General features: G+C 55.9%; 18 protein-coding genes. 14 read left to right on the top strand and 4 right to left on the bottom strand.

The genetic code is table 11. The annotated features are described in order from the left end of the window. Window positions 1–138: 138 nt before the first annotated feature. Both lpxO and Q9R35_RS15925 read left to right on the top strand, forming a co-directional pair. Complete coding sequence (lpxO, locus tag Q9R35_RS15930) at window positions 139–1,035, top strand: lipid A hydroxylase LpxO (protein ID WP_252606078.1); 897 nt, start codon at window positions 139–141, stop codon at window positions 1,033–1,035. A 13-nt stretch (window positions 1,036–1,048) separates the two neighbouring features. Then, complete coding sequence (locus tag Q9R35_RS15925) at window positions 1,049–1,837, top strand: SDR family oxidoreductase (protein ID WP_311220114.1); 789 nt, start codon at window positions 1,049–1,051, stop codon at window positions 1,835–1,837. Between the two features lie 44 nt (window positions 1,838–1,881). Here Q9R35_RS15925 and Q9R35_RS15920 read toward each other — a convergent pair whose 3' ends face one another. After that, window positions 1,882–2,520: a histidine phosphatase family protein gene (locus tag Q9R35_RS15920; RefSeq protein ID WP_042483768.1), complete on the bottom strand. Its 639-nt coding sequence runs from the start codon at window positions 2,518–2,520 to the stop codon at window positions 1,882–1,884. Between the two features lie 322 nt (window positions 2,521–2,842). Here Q9R35_RS15920 and Q9R35_RS15915 point away from each other — a divergent pair, with 322 nt between their 5' ends. Further along, window positions 2,843–4,168 carry a solute carrier family 23 protein gene (locus Q9R35_RS15915; RefSeq protein WP_042483771.1) on the top strand — a complete coding sequence of 442 codons (1,326 nt, stop codon included), beginning with the start codon at window positions 2,843–2,845 and terminating at the stop codon, window positions 4,166–4,168. 408 nt (window positions 4,169–4,576) lie between these two features. Beyond that, the gene (greA, locus tag Q9R35_RS15910; protein ID WP_042483775.1) at window positions 4,577–5,053 is read left to right on the top strand and encodes a transcription elongation factor GreA; all 477 of its coding nucleotides are present in this window, start codon (window positions 4,577–4,579) and stop codon (window positions 5,051–5,053) included. Between the two features lie 97 nt (window positions 5,054–5,150). On the opposite strand, the gene Q9R35_RS15905 is transcribed toward greA, so the two are convergent. Beyond that, window positions 5,151–5,747, bottom strand: coding sequence for a YhbY family RNA-binding protein (locus Q9R35_RS15905; protein WP_026485246.1), 597 nt, complete (start codon window positions 5,745–5,747; stop codon window positions 5,151–5,153). Between the two features lie 17 nt (window positions 5,748–5,764). Between Q9R35_RS15905 and Q9R35_RS15900 the strand changes: the two genes are divergently transcribed. From Q9R35_RS15900 to Q9R35_RS15880, 5 genes are all read left to right on the top strand, one after another. Beyond that, window positions 5,765–6,403 (top strand): RlmE family RNA methyltransferase, encoded by a 639-nt coding sequence (locus Q9R35_RS15900; RefSeq protein ID WP_042483780.1) that lies wholly within the window; start codon window positions 5,765–5,767, stop codon window positions 6,401–6,403. A gap of 107 nt (window positions 6,404–6,510) precedes the next feature. Next, the gene (ftsH, locus tag Q9R35_RS15895) at window positions 6,511–8,424 is read left to right on the top strand and encodes an ATP-dependent zinc metalloprotease FtsH (protein ID WP_042483782.1); all 1,914 of its coding nucleotides are present in this window, start codon (window positions 6,511–6,513) and stop codon (window positions 8,422–8,424) included. A gap of 23 nt (window positions 8,425–8,447) precedes the next feature. Beyond that, window positions 8,448–9,290, top strand: coding sequence for a dihydropteroate synthase (folP, locus tag Q9R35_RS15890; RefSeq protein WP_311220113.1), 843 nt, complete (start codon window positions 8,448–8,450; stop codon window positions 9,288–9,290). Then, window positions 9,287–10,630: a phosphoglucosamine mutase gene (glmM, locus tag Q9R35_RS15885; protein WP_045931003.1), complete on the top strand. Its 1,344-nt coding sequence runs from the start codon at window positions 9,287–9,289 to the stop codon at window positions 10,628–10,630. Before folP ends, glmM begins: the two co-directional genes overlap by 4 nt. Window positions 10,631–10,698: 68 nt before the next feature. Continuing rightward, window positions 10,699–11,481, top strand: coding sequence for a GNAT family N-acyltransferase (locus Q9R35_RS15880; protein ID WP_311220112.1), 783 nt, complete (start codon window positions 10,699–10,701; stop codon window positions 11,479–11,481). 283 nt (window positions 11,482–11,764) lie between these two features. Here Q9R35_RS15880 and Q9R35_RS15875 read toward each other — a convergent pair whose 3' ends face one another. Continuing rightward, window positions 11,765–13,255, bottom strand: coding sequence for a Ppx/GppA phosphatase family protein (locus Q9R35_RS15875; protein ID WP_042483793.1), 1,491 nt, complete (start codon window positions 13,253–13,255; stop codon window positions 11,765–11,767). Window positions 13,256–13,495: 240 nt separating this feature from the next. Between Q9R35_RS15875 and ppk1 the strand changes: the two genes are divergently transcribed. From ppk1 to pstB, 5 genes are all read left to right on the top strand, one after another. Continuing rightward, entirely contained in the window at window positions 13,496–15,568 is a 2,073-nt protein-coding gene (ppk1, locus tag Q9R35_RS15870; RefSeq protein ID WP_045931005.1) for a polyphosphate kinase 1, read from the top strand. Window positions 15,569–15,664: 96 nt separating this feature from the next. Continuing rightward, window positions 15,665–16,708 (top strand): phosphate ABC transporter substrate-binding protein PstS, encoded by a 1,044-nt coding sequence (pstS, locus tag Q9R35_RS15865; protein WP_042483796.1) that lies wholly within the window; start codon window positions 15,665–15,667, stop codon window positions 16,706–16,708. Window positions 16,709–16,928: 220 nt separating this feature from the next. Next, entirely contained in the window at window positions 16,929–17,867 is a 939-nt protein-coding gene (pstC, locus tag Q9R35_RS15860; protein ID WP_094195842.1) for a phosphate ABC transporter permease subunit PstC, read from the top strand. 12 nt (window positions 17,868–17,879) lie between these two features. Then, the gene (pstA, locus tag Q9R35_RS15855) at window positions 17,880–18,743 is read left to right on the top strand and encodes a phosphate ABC transporter permease PstA (protein ID WP_042483801.1); all 864 of its coding nucleotides are present in this window, start codon (window positions 17,880–17,882) and stop codon (window positions 18,741–18,743) included. A gap of 33 nt (window positions 18,744–18,776) precedes the next feature. Continuing rightward, entirely contained in the window at window positions 18,777–19,556 is a 780-nt protein-coding gene (gene pstB, locus Q9R35_RS15850; protein WP_009463840.1) for a phosphate ABC transporter ATP-binding protein PstB, read from the top strand. Between the two features lie 197 nt (window positions 19,557–19,753). Here pstB and Q9R35_RS15845 read toward each other — a convergent pair whose 3' ends face one another. Then, complete coding sequence (locus tag Q9R35_RS15845; RefSeq protein ID WP_311220111.1) at window positions 19,754–21,379, bottom strand: acyl-CoA synthetase; 1,626 nt, start codon at window positions 21,377–21,379, stop codon at window positions 19,754–19,756. Between the last annotated feature and the right edge of the window lie 104 nt (window positions 21,380–21,483).

Below are 21,483 nucleotides of genomic sequence, written 5' to 3'. Positions count from 1 at the left end.
TCTCACCCAGCCGGAAAGGCGCACCTCAGTGGTGCGCCTTTTTTTGTTCTTGCATCAGACAAGACCGGGGCGTCGTATTGGGCAGCCGCAGGCTACAGCCTGCTTAGCGTGAAAGCTTTCTTCATTGGAGATCATGTCGTGAAATGGTTCATTCTTGCCTTGTTCATTGTGTGCACGATTGTGGTGCACTTCAGGGGTCGAGTCAGGCACCGTTTTTCCCGTCAGCTGCTGGATCACTCCACCTTCACGGCACCTCTGAATGTATTCATGTATGGTTTTTCGGCAGTGCCGAACGAACCGTATCTGGATCTGAAACATTTTCCCGAGCTGAACAAACTGCTGGAGCACTGCGACGAAATCCGTGCCGAGGCCAAGCAGTTGTTTGGTGAAGGCCACATCAAGGCTTCGGACAAGTACAACGATGCGGGCTTCAACTCCTTTTTCAAAACCGGTTGGACGCGTTTTTACCTGAAATGGTATGACGCCGACCACCCTTCGGCGCGCGAGCTGTGCCCGGTGACAACCCGCCTGCTCAAGGATATTCCGTCGATCAAGGCGGCCATGTTCACCTCCTTGCCGCCCGGTGCCCGTTTGCCGCGTCACCGTGACCCTTATGCGGGTTCGCTGCGCTTTCATATGGGCTTGATGACGCCCAACAGCCCCGATTGCTATATCGATGTGGACGGCCAGACCTACTACTGGCGTGACGGCGAGGCCGTCGTGTTTGATGAAACCTTTATTCATTACGCCGAAAACAAGACTGATCAAAACCGCATCATTTTGTTTGCTGACGTAGAGCGTCCCATGCGTTACCGCTGGGCTCAGGCCATCAACCATGCCGTGGGCGGTTTCTTGCTGCGTGCCGCTGCCGCCCCTAACCAGGAAGGTGACCGTACGGGTGGCATCAACCGTATTTTCGGCACAGTTTACGCGGTGCGTCGTTTCGGCAAGGCCATCAAGAAAAAGAACGAAACCCTGTACTACATCCTCAAGTGGTTGCTGGTGCTGGGCATTGCCGCTCTGATTTTCCTGTAAAAAGCAGGCAAAGATGCAAACGGTCTTTATCACGGGTGCCAGCAGCGGTTTGGGCAAAGCGCTGGCCCAGGAGTACGCGGCTCAAGGCGCCTGCCTGGGTTTGCTCGGGCGGCGTCAGGAGGAACTCCAGGCGCTGGCCGACAGCTTGCCCGGCGAGCACCGTATCTATGTGGCGGATGTCCGTGACAGAGATGCCTTGCATCAGGCGGCACAGGATTTTTTGCAGTTCACGGGGCAAAAGATTGACGTGGTGATTGCCAGTGCGGGAATCAGCGCTGGCACCTTGACGGAAGAGACTGAGGATTTCGCCGTTTTCAAAGCCATTGTTGATACGAATCTGCTGGCCATGGTGGCGACCTTCGAGCCCTTTGTTGGCACGATGAAGGTAGCGGGGAAGGGCGCATTGGTGGGGATTGCCAGTGTGGCGGGTATACGCGGGCTGCCGGGTGCAGGTGCATACAGCAGCTCCAAGGCGGCGGTGATTGCCTATTGCGAGAGCCTGCGTCTGGAACTGTCAGTGCACGGGGTATCCGTTGTCACCATTACCCCAGGCTATATCCGCACGGCCATGACGGCGCAGAATCCATACTCCATGCCGTTTTTGATGCCTGCCGAGGACTTTGCCCGCAAAGCTCGCAGGACCATCGAGCAGGGCGTGTCCTATCGGGTTATTCCTTGGCAGATGGGGCTTGTCTCGCGCCTGATGCGTCTTTTGCCTAATTGGCTGTATGACCGCTTGGCTCGTCAGGCGCCGCGCAAGCCACGACTAACAAAAAAAGCTGATCATGGTCCCTGTAGCTGATTTTTGAGGCCCTGTTTATTGGCCTCATTGTGGCTGTGTATGGCTTAAGCTTGCTCGTCCAGCGCCGTATTCAAATGCGGCAACTGCCCCCACTGCGTACAGGTCCAGTTCAAGTCCGCATCAATGCTGAAGAAGTTCAGGCTGGTATTCAGAATTGCGTGAGTGCGCTTGGCATTCAGTGGCTGCTGGTTCAGCTTGCGCCAGACCATATCAATAACGCCACCGTGTGCAAAAACCAGCAGGTTCTTGCCTGCATTCCGCTGGGACAGTTCTTCAAAGCAGCTCAGTATTCGCATCTGGAATTGGCGTAGCGACTCGCCGCCTTCCACGGCGTAATCAATATCTACCGTATCGTCTGGCTGATCCGGGCCGTGGCGGCCTGCCGCATCCCATGCCTGGCCTTCCAGGGTGCCAAAGCCGCGTTCGCGCAGTCCCTGGACTTGCTGGATTTCAATGTCCCAATGCTGACAGGCAATTTTCGCGGTTTCCGAGGCGCGTTGCAGATCACTGCTGATGACGACGTCTACCGGCATCTGAAACGCCGGGGAGCACAGGTAGCTTTGCAGGGCACGGGCCTGTTCTCGGCCAGTCTCGTTCAGTTCTATATCCTGCCAGCCTTGTAAACGACGTACGGCATTCCAGGCGGTTTCACCGTGGCGGATCAGACAAATAGACGTATTCATGCTGACGTAATCACTCTGCTAGGGAATCGGACTGCCGACGGCAGGCTGATTGTCTATTGTAATGGGCCAGTCAAGCGCAAGCAGATAGGGCGGGTATATACCGCATATAGCGCGAGGATCGAGCCCAAATAGCGGTTTCAAACCCTGATTGGTCAGGCCCATGTTGGGGTTTACCGCGTACCACCTTATTTTCAGGTGCCTTGTTGAGTCTTTCACGTTTAAAATCATGCCTCAACGAATCAGCCAGCCCTTCTTTCGGAGGGGCCGTGCCTGCGTATAACAAATTCAGCTGTATTTCTTTATTCCTTTTCTGGAACCCTCTATGTCTCAGTCTTACTTTCCGCGTTGGCGCCGTGTGTCCGGCAGCGAACCCGGTGCGGTTGTGCAGCCCGACGAATGTCTGGCCACGCCGCAAAACATTGCCATGGGTGCTCAGCACGTGGTGGCCATGTTTGGTTCCACCATTCTGGCCCCCTTGTTGATGGGCTTTGATCCCAATCTGGCCATCTTGATGTCAGGTATTGGTACGCTGATTTTCTTTGTGTTTGTCGGTGGCCGGGTTCCCAGCTACCTGGGTTCCAGCTTTGCATTTATCGGTGGTGTGATTGCCGTGACCGGCTATGCCGGCAGTGGCCCCAATCCCAATATTGGCGTGGCCTTGGGGGCCATTATAATCTGCGGCCTGGTCTATACACTGATTGGTATTCTGGTCTGGGTGTTCAATGCGCGTACTCAGGGTGGTGCGGCACGCTTGATCAACCACTGGATGCCCCCGGTTGTCACCGGCTCTATCGTGGCGGTGATCGGTCTGAATCTGGCCCCCATCGCCGCCAAGGGCGCCATGGGCAGCGGCACCTTCGATTCCATGATGGCCTTGATGACCGTGCTGTGCGTAGGCGGTATTGCGGTCTATACCCGTGGGCTGGCCCAGCGTTTGCTGATTCTGGTGGGTCTGGCTCTGGCTTGCGTGTTGTACTGGATATTCACCAATGTGATGGGCTACGGCACCCCGATCAATTTTGCGCCAGTTGCTGAGGCGGCCTGGTTGGGTCTGCCCACTTTTGCTGCGCCTGTATTCCAGGCTCATGCCATGACGGTGATTGTGCCGGTAGCCATTATTCTGGTGGCCGAGAATCTGGGTCACATCAAGGCCGTTAGCGCCATGACCGGCCAGGATCTGGACGGCTATCTGGGTCGTGCCTTTGTGGGCGATGGCGTGGCAACCATGCTGTCGGGCTCGGTGGGGGGGACGGGTGTCACGACTTACGCTGAAAATATCGGCGTGATGGCCGCTACCCGTATCTACTCCACGCTGGTGTTTGCCTTTGCAGCGGTCATTGCGATCTTCCTGGGGTTCTCGCCCAAGTTTGGCGCCGTCATCCAGTCGATTCCCGGCCCTGTGCTGGGTGGCATGTCCATTGTGGTGTTTGGTCTGATCGCTATTGCAGGGGCCCGTATCTGGGTGGTGAACCAGGTAGATTTCAGCGATAACCGCAACTTGCTGGTTGCTGCCGTCACCCTGATTCTGGGTGCTGGTAACTTCTCCTTGCAGTTTGGCGTCATTCGTCTGGACGGGATTGGTTGTGCCACCTTCGGTGCCATCTTGCTGCATGCTCTGCTGCGAGGTCGTCGCCACAATATGGTGTAGGCGGCGCAGGGCTGATCAATCTTGGCTCGGGCCTGACAGGCCCGGTCGCGGGTCGCTCAGTCGCCTTGCAATAGCTTGTTGTAAACAGCGGCCCCTGCCGACTTCTGTTTTTATACACAGGGGTTCCAGGGGCTTGCTATTTTCAGGCAGTTTGCCGACAATAGATCTCACACCCCGGTTCTTCGCGGGGTTTTTTTCTGCCGCAGAGTTTCTCCGTGTCAGGAAAGCCATATTGGGGCGGCCGGCAGGTTTTGGCTTGAGCAGTGTGTTTATCGGTACGCTGTAGGCTCTGCAGGGCTTTCAGCCAGCATAATCGGCCTGCTTGAATATTCGCCCCATCATCGTTATCCCCCTATTTTCCAGGCGCTCCTGCTACGGAGCGTCTTTTACTTGTTGAGCAGGAATACTATGTCTGCGATCCCATTGACTGCGCAGGGCGCACAACGTTTGCAAGTCGAATTACACCGCCTCAAGACGGTGGAACGCCCAGATGTGATTAACGCTATTGCCGAGGCGCGAGCACAAGGCGATTTGTCCGAAAACGCCGAGTACGATGCCGCACGTGAGCGTCAGGGCTTTATTGAAGGCCGGATTGCCGAACTGGAAGGCACGTTGTCCAATGCCCAGATCATCGAACCGGCCACGCTGGAGGCCGATGGCCGCATCGTGTTTGGTGCAACCGTCGAGATCGAGGATCTGGAGTCCGGCAATACCGTGACCTACCAGATTGTGGGTGACGTGGAGGCCGATATCCGTGCCAACAAGATCTCCATCTCCAGCCCTGTGGCTCGTGCCCTGATCGGCAAGACAGAAGGTGATGTGGTTGAGGTCAAGGCACCTGCCGGTATTCGTGAATACGAAATCCTGAGCATCAATTACGTGTGATGTTGCCCTCAAGCAGCAGGCTTGTCCTGCTGCTGGGGCAAGCGCGCAAAAGAAAGGCCCCTGTACATTGTGCGGGGGCCTTATAATTTACGGCAGTTTAGCGTTTGCCCGAACCACCCAGTCCGCGACGCGCGCCAGCCCGCAAGGACATGGCACTGCCAGGACGGTTGGTATTGCTGCGGGGTGCGGCAGCCGGTTTGACCGCCGAGAACTTTTGAACGCTGCGTGGTGCGGCCGAGGCTTTTTTCTCCTGGGTGCTGCTGCGTTCAGCTTGCATTTCTGCACGGCGAGCACGTTCTGTCTTGCGCGTACGCTGAACACCGGAAGCGGCCAGTTTCTTGGGCGTGTAAGGCTCCGAGGGCTTGCGCACCGCACGGGTAGGTTTTTCAACAGGCGCTCCCAAAACAGGGGGGCGTTCGATATTGGGTCTGTAGATGGTCAGGATTTTGCCCAGATGATGAATAGGGGCAGCATCGAGCGCATCGCAGATTTGTTCTAACATGGTCAGACGAGCCTGACGGTCATCACCGGCCACACGGATCTTGATGAGCTGGTGGGCCTGCAGGTGGACGGTGATCTCCTTGATCACGGCGTCGGTCAGGCCATTGTCTCCAATCAGGACAACTGGGCGCAGAGCGTGAGCAGCAGCACGAAGTTCGCTGCGCTCATGAGGTGTAAGGTTGAGTTTTGGCATAAAGAGATTGTACGGGAATGGCCAAGAAAAAATTCTCTAAAGAGTGGGTTCAGCAGCATATAAATGACCCCTACGTCAAATTGGCGCAACAAAAGGGGTATCGCGCGCGTGCGGCCTTCAAGCTCAGTGAAATATTGGATCTGGAGAAGATTCAGGTTCAGGGCAAGGTGGTGGTGGACCTGGGGTCTACGCCGGGCAGCTGGTCGCAGTTGATACGTGAACGCATGGTCGGCCCTGGCGGTGTGCTCAATGGTCGCATTATCGCACTGGATATATTGGAAATGGAACCAATTGCCGGTGTGGAGTTCATGCAAGGCGACTTTCGCGAGGACTCGGTACTGGAACAATTGCAAGAATCCCTGAAAGGTGCCGCCGTAGACCTTGTGATTTCGGATATGGCCCCCAACTTGTCTGGTGTGGCATCGGCCGATTCCGCCCGTATCCAGCATTTATGCGAGCTGGCACAGGAATTTGCCCTGCAGCATCTGACCGATGAAGGTGTGCTGATCGTCAAAGCCTTCCATGGCAGCGGGTTTTCCCAGATCGTGGAATCTTTCAAGCAGAATTTTGTCAGAGTCGTCGAGCGTAAACCCAAGGCTTCGCGCGATAAATCCGCCGAAACCTTTCTCGTTGCCCGAGGCTTGAAGGGCAGGTAATTTATGACTTGCCGGTCCTTGAATCGGGTAGAATGAACTATGTATGGCGCTTGTTCAGGTATGTGTAAGCATATTTGGCAAGTTATCGCAATCGCAGGAGATTGGCTTTGAACAATTCGTTTTCCAAAGTCGCGATCTGGATGGTTATTGCGCTGGTGCTGTTTACTGTTTTCAAGCAGTTTGACGGCCGGCCACCAGCCACTGATGGCGTCACTTACACGCAATTCATGAATGATGCCCGTTCCGGACGCATCAGCAAGGTAGATATTCAGGGCGATACCCTGCATGTCACGCCGGACTCTGGCCGCAGCTACTCGCTGACGTCCCCCGGTGACCTGTGGATGGTGCCTGAACTGGTGAAATCCGGTGTGCAGGTATCGGGCAAAGCCCGCGAAGAGCCTTCCTTCCTGACCAGCCTGTTCATCTCCTGGTTCCCCATGCTGCTCCTGATTGGCGTGTGGGTGTTTTTCATGCGGCAGATGCAAGGTGGTGGCAAGGGCGGGGCATTCAGCTTTGGCAAGTCGCGTGCGCGTTTGCTGGACGAGAACACTAACCCAGTTACCTTTGCCGACGTTGCTGGTTGCGACGAAGCCAAGGAAGATGTACAGGAACTGGTGGATTTCCTGCGTGACCCTACTCGCTTCCAGCGTCTGGGTGGCCGTATCCCCCGCGGTATCCTGATGGTTGGCTCGCCCGGTACCGGTAAAACCTTGCTGGCTCGTGCCATTGCTGGCGAAGCCAAAGTGCCTTTCTTCAGCATTTCCGGTTCTGATTTCGTGGAAATGTTTGTGGGTGTGGGTGCTTCCCGCGTTCGCGACATGTTCGAGACCGCCAAGAAGCAATCGCCTTGCATCATCTTTATCGACGAAATTGACGCCGTGGGCCGTCAGCGTGGTGCTGGTCTGGGCGGTGGTAACGATGAGCGCGAACAGACACTGAACCAGTTGCTGGTTGAAATGGACGGTTTTGAAACCGGCCAAGGCGTACTGGTCATTGCTGCTACCAACCGTCCTGACGTACTGGACCCCGCTTTGCTGCGTCCTGGCCGTTTTGACCGTCAAGTGGTGGTCGGCCTGCCTGACATCCGTGGTCGCGAGCAGATTCTGAAAGTACACATGCGCAAAGTGCCTTTGGCCCCCAACGTGGACGCCGTGGTGCTGGCTCGTGGTACGCCCGGTTTCTCCGGTGCTGACCTGGCCAACCTGGTTAACGAAGCGGCTTTGTTCGCTGCACGCCGTAACGGTCGCACCGTGGATATGCAGGACTTCGAGCGCGCCAAGGACAAGATCATCATGGGTGCAGAACGCCGCACCATGATCATGCCCGAGGAAGAGCGTCGCAACACTGCTTACCACGAAGCCGGTCACGCTCTGGTGGCTTGCATGCTGCCCAAGACGGACCCGGTTCACAAAGTCACCATCATTCCTCGTGGTCGTGCTTTGGGTGTCACCATGCAATTGCCGGAAGGCGATCGCTACAGCATGGACAAAGAGCGCTTGCTGAATATGATTGCCGTGCTGTTCGGTGGTCGTATCGCTGAAGAAGTGTTCATGAATCAAATGACCACCGGCGCATCGAACGACTTTGAGCGTGCAACGCAAATTGCTCGTGACATCGTGACTCGCTACGGCATGACGGACTCCCTGGGTCCTGTTGTATACGCCGAGAACGAAGGCGAGGTCTTCCTGGGCCGCAGCGTTACCAAAACAACGCACGTGTCCGAAGCCACCATGCAGAAAGTGGACTCCGAGATTCGCAAGATCATCGACGAGCAGTACGCCGTTGCCCGCAAGCTGATCGAGGACAACAGCGACAAGATGCATGCCATGGCCAAGGCTTTGCTGGAGTGGGAAACCATTGATGCCGACCAGATCGACGACATCATGAAAGGTTTGCCACCACGGGCTCCTCATGTGCCCAACAGCAATGACAGCAATTCCTCCGACGGTTCTACGCCGCCAGCCGCTGGTCCTAAACCAGCCGATGACGAGGGTGCCGCGGCGACAACGCCAGTTGCTTAACTTACGTAGGCCAAGCCTATTTCATGAATTACCCTGAGTGGTCTTGTGGGCGCTTCCAGTTTGGGCTGGAGCGCCCTTTGGTTATGGGGATTGTGAATGTCACCCCAGACTCCTTTTATGACGGCAATACACACAATGATTTGCCTCGGGCGCTGGACCACGCCCGCCAGTTAATCGCCGAAGGCGCAGACATTCTGGATATTGGTGGCGAATCGACTCGCCCCGGTGCTGAACCCGTTTCCCTGGAACAAGAGCTTGAGCGCGTCATCCCCCTGATCGAGGGTTTGCGTGACAGTGGTGTGGCCTTGTCGGTGGATACCTTCAAGCCCGACGTTATGCGAGCCAGCCTGGCAGCTGGCGCGGACATGATCAATGACATCTATGCCTTGCGCATGCCCGGTGCCATAGAAGCGGTCAAGGACTCTGATTGCGGCCTGTGCATCATGCACATGCAAGGTGAGCCCAGGACCATGCAAGAGCAGGTTCACTATGATGATGTGGTCGTTGATGTACGTCATTTTTTGCAACAACGATGTGGGGCCATAGTCAGCGCAGGAATTCAATCCGAGCGTATCATGCTGGATCCCGGCTTTGGCTTCGGTAAAACAGCGGCACATAATTATCAGTTGCTACGGGATTTGCAGCAGGCGGCAGTGCCGGGTTACCCCTGGCTGATCGGCTTGTCGCGCAAATCCATGATTGGCCATGTCACGGGGAAACCCGCCAGTGAGCGTTTGATTGGCAGTCTATCGGCAGCCCTTGCCTGCGTGGCACGGGGCGCAAAAATTGTCCGTGTCCATGATGTAGCCGCCATGCGCGAAGCGCTGGATGTGTGGAATGCGGTTGAATGTGGAGTCTCTGAATGAGCGATCGTAAGTATTTCGGCACCGATGGTGTCCGCGGTGAAGTAGGTGGCCCAACCATTAACCCCGAGTTCGCCTTGCGCTTGGGTTATGCTGCTGGCCAGGTTCTGGCTGCCCAATATGAAGGTACCGGCCGCCCCACCGTGGTGATTGGCAAGGACACCCGTATTTCCGGCTACATGCTGGAATCGGCGCTGGAAGCCGGTTTGTCGGCTGCCGGGATCGATGTATTGCTGGCAGGCCCTGTACCGACGCCCGCTGTAGCGTATTTGACACGTACCTTGCGCCTGACGGCCGGTATCGTGATCTCTGCCTCGCACAACCCGTATTACGACAACGGCATCAAGTTCTTTTCCGCCCAGGGCACCAAGCTGCCTGACGAGATTGAACTGAAAATTGAACAGGCCATTGACCAGCCCATGCATTGGGTGAAGTCCGAGTCCCTGGGCCGTGCGCGTCGCCTGGCCGACTCGGCCGGCCGTTACATTGAATTTTGCAAGAGTGCCTTTCCGAACGACTTGAACCTGAACGGGCTCAAGATCGTTGTGGATGCGGCTCATGGCGCTGCCTACAATATCGCCCCGCACGTGTTCCGCGAGCTGGGTGCAGAGGTCATTGCCGTAGGCGTTCAGCCTGATGGGTTCAACATCAATCAGGAAGTGGGCGCAACTTATCCCGAGAAGCTGGCCGAAGAAGTGCGCAAGCACGGTGCCGATTTGGGTATCGCTCTGGATGGTGATGCTGACCGTCTGCAAATGGTCGATTCCCAGGGTCGCATCTACAATGGCGACGAACTATTGTATCTAATTGTTGCCGATCATCTGCAGTCTCAGCCCGTCAAAGGCGTGGTTGGCACCCTGATGACCAACCTGGGTTTCGAGAAGAAAATGCAGGAATTGGGCGTTGAATTTGCACGTGCCAAAGTGGGTGATCGCTACGTACTGGAATTGATGCAGCAAAAAGGCTGGGTCTTCGGTGGCGAAAGCTCGGGTCATTTGTTGTGTCTGGAATGGCACACCACGGGCGATGGCATTATTGCCGCCCTGCAAGTTCTGACTGCCTTGTGCCATAGCGGCAAAAGCCTGCCCGATTTGATGGAAGGCTTGAAGATGTACCCGCAGATTATGGTCAATGTGCCGTTGCAGCCGGGTCAGGATTGGAAAAACCATGCAGGTTTGCAACAGGCAACCCAGGAAGTGGAGAAAATGCTGGGTGACCGTGGTCGAGTGCTGATTCGCGCATCGGGCACAGAACCCAAGCTGCGTCTGATGGTGGAAGCAGAACAAGCCGATCTGGCTCAAGCAGGCATCGATACCTTGCTTGCAGTGGATTTAATGAAATAGTAATGTGGCTATCAAATACCTGAAACATTGTTTGTGCATGATGCACAAAAGTGTTTGGAGTCATCACGATGCTAAATCTTGAGCGCGAACGTACTGAAGTGGATTGGGCTAATACTTGGGCAGGTCATACCGTTGGAGGCCTGGCCTTGCGCCTGGCTCGTACCCAGGCAGAGCTTGAATGCCTTCAGCGCTTGCGTTTTCAGGTTTTCACCCAGGAAATGAACGCCGTCTTTCCAGACCAGCATAATGGTCTGGATATAGACCGCTTCGACCCCTGGTGCGAGCATTTCATGGTTACTGAACCCGAGGAGAACCGGGTTGTGGGAACCTACCGCTTGCTGACCCCTGAAAATGCGACCAAAGCGGGCGGCTATTACTCTGAGTCCGAATTTGATATCAGCGCCCTGGATGCGCTGCGGCCCAGCCTGGTCGAGGTTGGGCGCTCCTGCATCCACCCCGACTACCGCAATGGCTCGGCCATCATGATGTTGTGGGGCGGTATTGCTGCCCTGACGCGAGTCGGCGGTTATCGCTATCTTCTGGGTTGCGCCAGCGTCAGCTTGCGCGACGATGGTGTCACCGCCGCCGAAGTCTGGCGTGTGGCCCAGAAGTCCATGCAGGACAACAAGCACATTCCGCATGTGCAGCCCTTGAATCGTTATCCGGTCGAGCGACTGAACAGCGATTTGCCAGCGCGTATTCCACCGCTGATCAAAGGCTATCTGAAGCTGGGTGCCACGATTTGTGGTGCGCCTGCCTGGGATCCGGATTTCAATACGGCAGACTTTCCTGTCCTGCTGGACCTGGAAGCCATGGACGAGCGCTATAAACGGCACTTTGGCCTGGTCTGATTGCGTACTGCTCAGGCCTGATCAAGTCGGGCCTGAACAGGGCCTGCAGATAAAAAGAACCCCCGAAAGTTGGATGACCATCCAACTTTCGGGGGTTTTTTAGGTTTTGATGATCTACGTGGCTTGACTCTGCTGTGTGTGGCTGAGCCAGTGAGCAGTTTGGCCCGCTAGTGCGAGCTACACGGGAGTCAAAGCGTCTGTCAGCCTGAGCTGGAGTGCTGACAAGCCGGGTGGATTGTTTTTCAACAGGCTCACCCAGCCTTCAGGCACCCAGCGGGTCCTGTCAGACCAGCTCCAGGCTCAGATCATTGATATCGCTTTGCCAGGCCTGGACCTCGGCCAGCAAGGACGCTTGAGACAGGGGATGGCTGGCCATCCACTCATGGTCCAGATGAATCTGGACGGTTTTGCCCCGAGCCTGCAGGCTCAGCGGCAAGGTTTCCCTGTCTTCGCGACGACGCATCAGCATGACGGCCAAACGCAGACTCAACAAGGTCAGCCACCAGGCGTTATTGGTCTCAAAGCGCTTGAGCTTGCCCAGCTTGCCTTGATGCCCCAGGCTCAGAAAGCTGAGCAACATCTGGTCGTCGTTGGAAAAGCCAGGCATATCGGCGTGTTCCAGCACATAAGCGGTGTGCTTGTGGTAATCCGCATGCGCAATGCTCAGGCCCACTTCGTGCAGATCAGCGGCCCAGCCCAGTTGGCGCTGCAACTCCTGTACCTCGGGCGTATCGGGCAGCTTCAGTTGTGCAAAGAACTGCATGGCAGCGTCGTGCACACGATGCGACTGGCGCGTATCGACCTGATAGCGTTTCATCATTTGCTGCACGGTCTGGTCGCGCTGATCATGCTCGGATTCGCGACCCAGCATGTCGTAGAGCACCCCCACTCGCAGAGCGCCTTCACCGGGCAGCATCTGGCGAATCTTCAACTCCTGGAAGGCGGCCATCATAATGGCCAGACCTGCAGCCAGCACCGGCGCGCGATGAGGCTTGATGCCGCTCAGGTTGCGCATGTCCACCTTGCCATCGTGCACCAGGCGTTTGCGCAGCAACTCCATGCCTTCCAGGGTGATGCCCTTTTTGGACATGCCGTTCTCTTGCAGGATAGCGACCAGACCCTTGGCGGTGCCGGAGGAGCCATAGGCTTCCTGCCAGCCTGTCTTGCGGTACTGGCGTGTAATGCCTTCCAGTTCACGACGGGCGGTCAGAATCGCATTGCTCATGCGCTCCTCGGTGATCACGCCATCGGCAAAGAATTTGTCGGTATAGCTGACACAGCCCATGTACAGGGAGGACAGCAGCAGGGGCTTCAAGCCCTTGCCAATAATCACTTCAGTCGATCCACCACCAATATCAATCATCAGACGGCGATTGGGGGAGGGGGGCAGCTCGTTGCTGATTCCCGAAAAAATCAGACGGGCTTCCTCGTGGCCGGAGATGACCTCGATGGGAAAGCCAAAGGCCGCCTCGGCAGCGGGCAGAACCTCGCTTAAATTGCGTGCCACACGAAAGGTGTTGGTGGCCACGGCACGAACGCGATTGGGGTGAAAACCGGCCAGACGTTCGTTAAAGCGTTTCAGGATGACTACCGCACGTTCAATGGCATCGGGACTAATGTACTTGTCGGGGCCCATGCCGGCGGCGAGTCGGACGGATTCATTAAGGCGGTCGATGGTGTAGATCTGTGCATGACCGTTGTGCTGAACCACTCGTCCAATGGATAAACGAAAGCTGTTGGAGCCCAGGTCCACAGCGGCAAGAAGTTGTTCCATGAGGCATCGCTCGGGATGATTACTGTGCGATTATAAGGACATTAATCATGGGTTTTGTTACATGAACCGGAAAATTGAGAAAAGTTAGACGAAAGCATCGTTGGAAGGGTGATGGGGTATTTGTGCGCCGCCTCCCGGGTGGTGATTTAGACTGGAATGGCTCTGGGGTCATAGAGCTGTAACATTCATGTAGTAAAAGTCTCACGATCCCATCTTTTTTGGCTTTTTAACGACCTCACCATGCTGCCTTCTCCAGATTCAACCTTGCTAAACCGTGAGTTGTCCTTGCTCAAGTTCAATGAGCGAGTACTGGCCATGGCCGAAAATTCGACCACGCCTTTGCTGGAGCGCTTGCGCTACATCTGTATCGTGAGCTCTAACCTGGATGAATTCTTTGAAATTCGTATTTCCAGTCTGAAAGAACAGATTTTGCAAAATCCTCATCAAGTGGGAGATGACGGATTTTTGCCTCAGCAGGCTTTTGATAAAGTGCAAGCCGCTGCTCACCAGCTGGTCGAGAAGCAAAACGACCTTTTGATGGACGATGTACTGCCTACCCTGATGGATGAGGGCATCGGGCTGCTGCTGACCGCGCTATGGACACCTGCCCAGCGTGAGTGGGCCTATCAAACCTTTTTGCGTGATGTCATGCCTTTGCTCACGCCTATCGGTCTGGACCCGGCGCATCCCTTTCCACGCGTGTACAACAAGAGCCTGAACTACATTGTTGAGTTGAGCGGTGAGGATGCGTTTGCCCGTACAGGCACGATTGCCATTGTGCAGGCACCGCGTGCCTTGCCCCGGGTGATCCGGGTGCCGGACGATATTGCCGGCATCCCTCAGGGCTATATGCTGCTGACGTCGCTGATCAGCGTATTTGTGGGCGAGTTGTTCCCCGGCATGGACGTAAAGGGTTGCTATCAATGGCGCGTCACCCGCAACAGTGATCTGTTTGTGGACGAAGAAGAAGTCACCAACTTGCGTGCCGCTTTGCAAGGCGAACTGTCGCAACGTAACTTCGGTGCCGCTGTGCGACTGGAAATTGACCGTTCCATGCCCGAGCGTCTGGAGCGTTTCCTGCAAAGCGAGTTCTCGCTGGATGTCCCCGACACTTATCGTGTCAGCGGCCCGGTCAATCTGACGCGCCTGATGCAGCTATGCAATGTCCCGGATCGTCCCGACCTGCTGTTCCCGGATTACCGCGCACCGATTCCAGCGCCTTTTGATTCTTCTTTTGAGTCTCCCGCCCAGTTCTTTGAGGCGATTGCCCGCAAGGATCAGTTGCTGCATCACCCTTATCAGTCCTTTCAGCCGGTCCTGAGCTTTTTGCGTGCCGCTGCAGCCGACCCCGCTGTCGTGGGTATCAAGCAGACCATTTACCGTACGGGTGAAGACTCGGAGTTGATGAACATTCTGCTGTCGGCTGCCCGTGCAGGTAAGGAGGTGACGGTGGTCGTGGAGCTGATGGCCCGTTTTGACGAGCAGACCAATATCAATTGGGCCGCCAAGCTGGAAGAAGTGGGGGCACACGTCAGTTACGGGGTGGTGGGCCACAAGACGCATGCCAAGATGGCTCTGGTCTTGCGTCGAGAGGCTGGCCTGATTCGCCGTTACGGGCATCTGGGTACGGGCAACTATCATCCACGCACGGCTCGGCTGTACACGGACTTTGGTTTGATTACCGCCAATCAGGAAGTGTGCGAGGACATGGACAAGGTATTTTCCATGTTGACTGGTCTGGGTGCCTGGCGGCCGTTGAAGCGACTGTTGCAGTCGCCGTTCACCTTGCATGACAGCATGATGGAACGAATTCAGGCAGAAACCGAGCGCGCCTTGGCAGGCAAGAAAGCCCGCATCATGGCCAAGATGAATTCCTTGCTGGAACCCAAGATCATTCAAGCTCTGTATGACGCCAGCCAGGCCGGGGTCAAGGTAGACCTGATCGTGCGCGGCGCCTGCGCCTTGCGGCCGGGAGTCAAGGGCTTGTCGGATAACATCCAGGTGCGTTCGATTATCGGACGCTTTCTGGAGCATTCGCGTGTTTTCTATTTCTACAATGGCGGCCAGGAAGAGGTCTTTATTTCCTCGGCTGACTGGATGGACCGCAATTTCTTCCGCCGCGTGGAGCTGGGTGTGCCGGTACTGGATCGCAGCCTGAAAAAGCGGGTCATTGCCGAAGCCTTTACCTATGCCCTGCGTGACAACCAATTGTCCTGGAAAGCCAGCCCGGATGGCACGTACAGCCGTATTCGCAGTCGCGGCGCTCCGTTCAACCTGCACCAGAACATGATGCAGCGTCTGGGCGGTGTGTGAAATACAGACTGTCATGAACGTGTCATATAGCCTGTTTATTATGACGTCACATACAGGGTGGGCCTGTGATCTGACTATCATCAAGAGGATTTCTCGATGTTAAAACGTGTATTCAACAAGGTAAGTATTGCTCTGGCGTTCAGCGCTTTTGCGGCCACTGCCACAGCTGCAGACGTAACCGGTGCTGGTGCGTCGTTCCCTTACCCAATCTATGCCAAATGGGCGGCTGAATACGCCAAGCAAACGAACAACCGCGTCAACTACCAGTCGATTGGTTCGGGTGGTGGTCAGCAGCAGATTATTGCCAAGACCGTGGATTTCGGTGCTTCTGACGACCCAATGAAGGTCGAGACACTGGAAAAAGAAAACCTGTTGCAGTTCCCTGCCGTGATCGGTGGTGTGGTGCCTGTGATCAACGTGGAAGGCATCGAGCCTGGCAAGCTGAAACTGTCCGGTAAAGTACTGGGCGACATCTACCTGGCCAAGATCACCAAGTGGGACGACGCAGCAATCAAAGAACTGAACCCCGATCTGACCTTGCCTAACAAGGACATCGTGGTGGTTCACCGCTCCGACGGTTCGGGCACCACCTTTGGCTGGACCAACTACCTGTCCAAAGTGTCCCCAGACTGGAAATCCCAGGTTGGCGAAGGCAAGGCTGTGAAGTGGCCTACCGGTCAGGGTGGCAAGGGTAACGAAGGCGTGGCCGCTTACGTGCGTCAGCTGCAGAACTCGATCGGCTATGTTGAATACGCTTACGCCAAGCAAAACAAACTGTCCTGGACCCAGTTGCAGAACAAGGACGGCCAGTTCGTCCAGCCTGGTCAGGAAAGCTTTGCTGCCGCCGCTGCGAACGCAGACTGGGCCGGTACGCCTGGCATGGGTGTAATTCTGACCGAAGAGCCTGGTGCACAATCCTGGCCTATCACTTCGGCTACCTTCATCTTGATGCACAAGGTGCAGGACAAGCCTGAGAACGGTAAAGAAGTGCTGAACTTCTTTAACTGGGCCTTTGAAAACGGCGCTCAAGCCGCTGCTGATCTGGACTACGTGGCTCTGCCTAAAGACGTAACCGACAAGATCAAAGCTGCCTGGGCTGCTGAAATCAAGTCCAAAGACGGCGCTGCGGTCTGGAAGTAAGATTCGTGTTCAAATACAGGTCAGTTGTAAATTGATCTTGTGAGACGGCCCACCTCTAGGTGGTGCCGTCTTTATTATGTAAAAATTACGGTTTTGTCTTGGACGCACCGCGCGTGACCCGATCGTTTTGCCGGACCTGAACTTGCCCTGCCTGTTACAGAATCCGTAAATCGATTGCAGTGCGTTTGTCCCATTCCGGCCTGACCCTTCATCTGTCTACATGAAATCAAATCAGAACGCCTTTATGGACGGCATTTTCAAGAACATGACGCGCTCGTTTGCGTTTCTCGTGTTCATATTGCTGGCTGCCATCTCTATTTCCCTGATCTATGGAAGCCGGGAATCCATTGCCGAATACGGTTTCTCTTTTCTCTGGACGAATAACTGGGATCCGGTCAATAACGAATATGGCGCATTGGTGCCCATTGCCGGTACCTTGCTCACTTCCCTGATCGCGCTCTGTATTGCTGTGCCGGTCTCTTTCGGGATTGCGATGTTCCTGACGGAACTCTCGCCAGCCTGGCTGCGTCGCCCTTTGGGCACGGCCATCGAAATGCTGGCTGCCATTCCCTCCATCATTTACGGCATGTGGGGCCTGTTTGTTTTCGTGCCCCTGTTCCAGCGTTATGTGCAGCCCAGCCTGATCTCCTTTTTTGACGGAGTGCCTGTGCTGGGCCAGATCTTTGCGGGCCCTCCCTTCGGGATTGGTGTGTTCACCGCCGGTCTGATTCTGTCCATCATGGTGATCCCCTTCATTACCGCCGTGATGCGCGACGTGTTCGAGCTGGTTCCGCCCATGCTCAAGGAGTCCGCTTACGGTCTGGGCAGCACGACCTGGGAAGTGATGTGGCGTGTGGTTCTGCCTTTCACCAAGAACGGGGTCATTGGCGGGATCATGCTGGGTTTGGGGCGTGCCTTGGGTGAAACCATGGCCGTCACTTTCGTGATTGGTAACTCCTTTAACCTGCCAAGTTCGCTGTTCTCGCCATCGAACTCGATTGCGTCGGCCCTGGCCAACGAGTTTAACGAAGCCGGTGGCATGCAGAAGTCTGCCTTGCTGGAGCTGGGTTTGATCCTGTTCCTGATCACCACGGTTGTATTGGCGATCTCCAAGTTGCTCTTGTTGCGTCTGGCCAAGAACGAAGGCACGTCGCGCTAAGGATCACCTACCATGTTTGATAAAAAATCTGCAATTAGTCTGAGCAACCCGATTTACAAGCGCAGGCAGGTATTTAATCGCCTGATGCTGGGGGTGTCTTTTGCTGCTTTGATCTTTGGCCTGTTCTGGCTGTTCTGGATCATCTGGACCCTGATCGAAAAGGGCAGCAGCGCCATGGCCTGGTCCCTGCTGCTGGAAAGCACGCCGCCTCCCGGTGGTGAGGGTGGTCTGCTGAACGCCATCGTCGGTAGCGTCATGATGGCTGGCGTGGGCACCCTGATCGGTACGCCTATCGGCATTCTGGCCGGCACCTATCTGGCCGAATACGGTCAGCGCGGCTGGCTGGCTCCGGCAACCCGCTTTTTGAACGACGTGCTGCTATCGGCACCGTCCATCATTATTGGTCTGTTCATCTACGCCGTGTACGTGGCCCAGGTGGGGCACTATTCGGGTTGGGCCGGCTCGCTGGCCCTGGCCATTCTGGTAATTCCTGTGGTCGTGCGTTCTACCGACAATATGCTGATGCTGGTCCCCAATGGCCTGCGTGAGGCTGCGGCCGCTCTAGGCTGCCCCAAGTGGAAGATTGTGATGTCCATCTCTTACCGTGCAGCCTTGCCCGGTATTGTGACGGGTGTTCTGCTGGCTGTGGCTCGTATTGCGGGTGAAACGGCTCCCTTGTTGTTCACCGCCTTGAACAACCAGTTCATGTCCCTGAACATGAACGCACCGCTGGCCAACTTGCCTGTGGTGATTTTCCAATATGCTGCCAGCCCCTTTGAGGACTGGAACCGTCTGGCCTGGGCAGGTGCGGTGCTGATTACCTTGCTGGTCTTGGGTATCAATATCCTGGCTCGCAGCCTTTTCCGCCAAAAATAACGTTTTCACGGAGCGCCCTAGTCGGCCAACGCTATGAGTCAAATTATTACCTCCGACGAATCGACCAAGATTGAAATCCGCAACCTGAATTTCTTCTATGGCAAATTCCATGCCCTGCGCAATGTGAACATGTCTATCAAGGAAAAGAAGGTCACGGCCTTTATCGGACCCTCCGGTTGCGGTAAATCCACCTTGCTGCGCACGCTGAACCGCATGTACGAGCTGTACCCCGGCCAGCGCGCTGAAGGTGAAATCCTGCTGGACAATGAAAACCTGCTGACGTCCAAGCAGGACATTTCCCTGATCCGCGCCAAGGTGGGCATGGTGTTCCAGAAACCAACACCGTTCCCCATGAGCATTTACGACAACGTGGCCTTTGGCGTGCGCTTGTTCGAGCGCCTGAGCAAAGGTGAGATGGACGAGCGTGTGGAATGGGCCTTGTCCAAAGCCGCGCTGTGGAATGAAGTGAAAGACAAGCTGCACCAAAGTGGTAACGGCCTGTCCGGTGGTCAGCAGCAGCGTCTGTGTATTGCCCGTGGTGTGGCGATCAAGCCCGAAGTTCTGCTGCTGGACGAACCCTGCTCGGCGCTGGACCCAATTTCCACCGCCAAGATCGAAGAGCTGATTGCCGAACTGAAAGCGGACTACACCGTGGTGATCGTGACCCACAACATGCAGCAAGCGGCACGTTGCTCGGATTACACCGCCTATATGTACCTGGGCGAGCTGATGGAATTTGGTGAAACTGACCAGATCTTCGTGAAACCGGCTCGCAAGGAAACCGAAGACTACATCACGGGTCGTTTCGGCTAATCAGATGGTTGCAGACAGAGCTGCCTTTGGGGTTTTTGTCTGGAGTCTGATGAAAAGTCATATCCTCACACCGGGCTAGTCGCTTCTGTGTGAACAACACCCCAATTATTGGACGTGAATCCAATGATTGGGGTGTTTTTTCTTTATGGGCGTGGCAAGGCCGTGTTGGTTCCAACAATCGCCTGCAGCCTCGCCGCTTATTGGCTCAATTTGCGTAAAGCGTGGCGTATGACCTTGCCTGTCGTGGTCATAGGCAGCGCATCCACAAATTCAATCAGCCGTGGGTATTCATGCGCAGCCACCCGGCGTTTGATGTGCTCCTGAATTTCCTTGACCAGTGCTTGTGATGGCTCGACATCGTCTTTGAGCACAATAAAGGCCTTCACGACTTCGGTACGCTCCGGGTCAGGGACACCGATCACTGCCGCCATGGCGACGGCGGGATGCCCCATCAGGCCATCTTCAATCGGGCCGGGCCCAATGCGGTAGCCGGAACTGGTGATGACATCATCATCGCGGCCTACAAACTGGATATAGCCATCCTCGTCCTGCATGCCTTTGTCGCCGGTCAGCAGCCAGTCGCCAACAAATTTCTCGCGCGTGGCTTCGGGACGCTGCCAGTAGCCCAGAAACATCACCGGATCGGGAGCTTGCACGGCGATATGGCCTTCGACACCGGCTTTCTGAATCTGCCCCTGATCATCCACAATTGCGACCTTGTGGCCGGGCACAGCCTTGCCGATCTTGCCTGCCTGACCGGGAAACCAGGCCGAGCAGGAGGACACGATCATATTGCACTCGGTTTGTCCGTAGAACTCGTTGATGGTGATGCCCAGTTCCTGTTTTGCCCAATCCAGCAACTGCGCACCCAAAGACTCCCCACCGCTGGCGATGGATTGCAGCTTCAGAGGCCATTGCTCGCGCGACCATTGGCTGCGGCGCAGCATTTTCAGCGCAGTAGGGGGCAGGAAGGTATGCGTGACGCCATGTTCGGACATCAGCTTCCAGGTGGCTTCGGCATCAAATTTTGGGAAGCGGTAGGCCAGTACGGGTATGCCGCGATGCCAGGCGGGGAGCAGCACATCCAGCAGGCCACCAATCCAGGCCCAGTCGGCGGGCGTCCACATCAGGCCTTCACCCGTAGGCAGGAAGTTGTGTGACATTTCCACGCCTGGCAGATGCCCCAGCAATACGCGGTGGGCATGCAAGGCGCCTTTGGCCGAACCTGTGGTGCCGGAGGTATAGATCAGCACGGCAGGGTCATCTGCGCGGGTGTTCAGGGTACGTGGTGCCGGTTCAGGGTGAGCGGCAATGGCTTGCCACAGGGACAGTGCCCCGCCCTGATCCTGCTGGCTGTCACTTTGATAAAGGTGTTTGAGCTGTGGCAGATGCTCGCGCAGTGGCAGCAGTGTCTCCAGGCCCTGTTGATCGGTAACCAAGGTGCTGGCACCGGAATCATTCAGCCTGTAGCGCAGTGCGTCCGTCCCAAACAGGGTGAACAAGGGCATGGCAATGGCGCCAATCTTGTAGGTCGCCAAATGCGCCAGCGCTGTTTCCAGCCCCTGCGCCAAAAAGATGGCGATACGATCGCCAGCTTGTATGCCCCGGGCTTGCCAGGCGGCGGCCAGCGAGTCGGACCAGGCTTTGAGTTGATCGAAGGTGTAGCGCTTGACCTGACCGTCGGGCAATTGCTGGATCAGGGCCAGACGTCCGGAGCCATCGGCCCATTTGTCGCAGGTGTCGTGAGCGATGTTGTAGTGATCGGGGATGGACCAGTGAAATTCCGAGTAGCTTTGTGAGTAAACAGAATCAGCAGACAGCATGAGAGGCACTTTTCCCAAAGGTGAAACAGACTCCCATCCTAACGCTTTGAGCCGGTTGACCCTATCCGGGCTAATCAGTAGAAAAGAAAAACGGCGCCAGGGGA

This window comes from Alcaligenes sp. AB3 (genome assembly GCF_031844565.1).
Taxonomy (GTDB): Bacteria; Pseudomonadota; Gammaproteobacteria; order Burkholderiales; family Burkholderiaceae_B; genus Alcaligenes; species Alcaligenes faecalis.
Note: the sequence above shows the minus strand (reverse complement) of the source record. Positions and strands in the feature narration are given on the sequence as shown.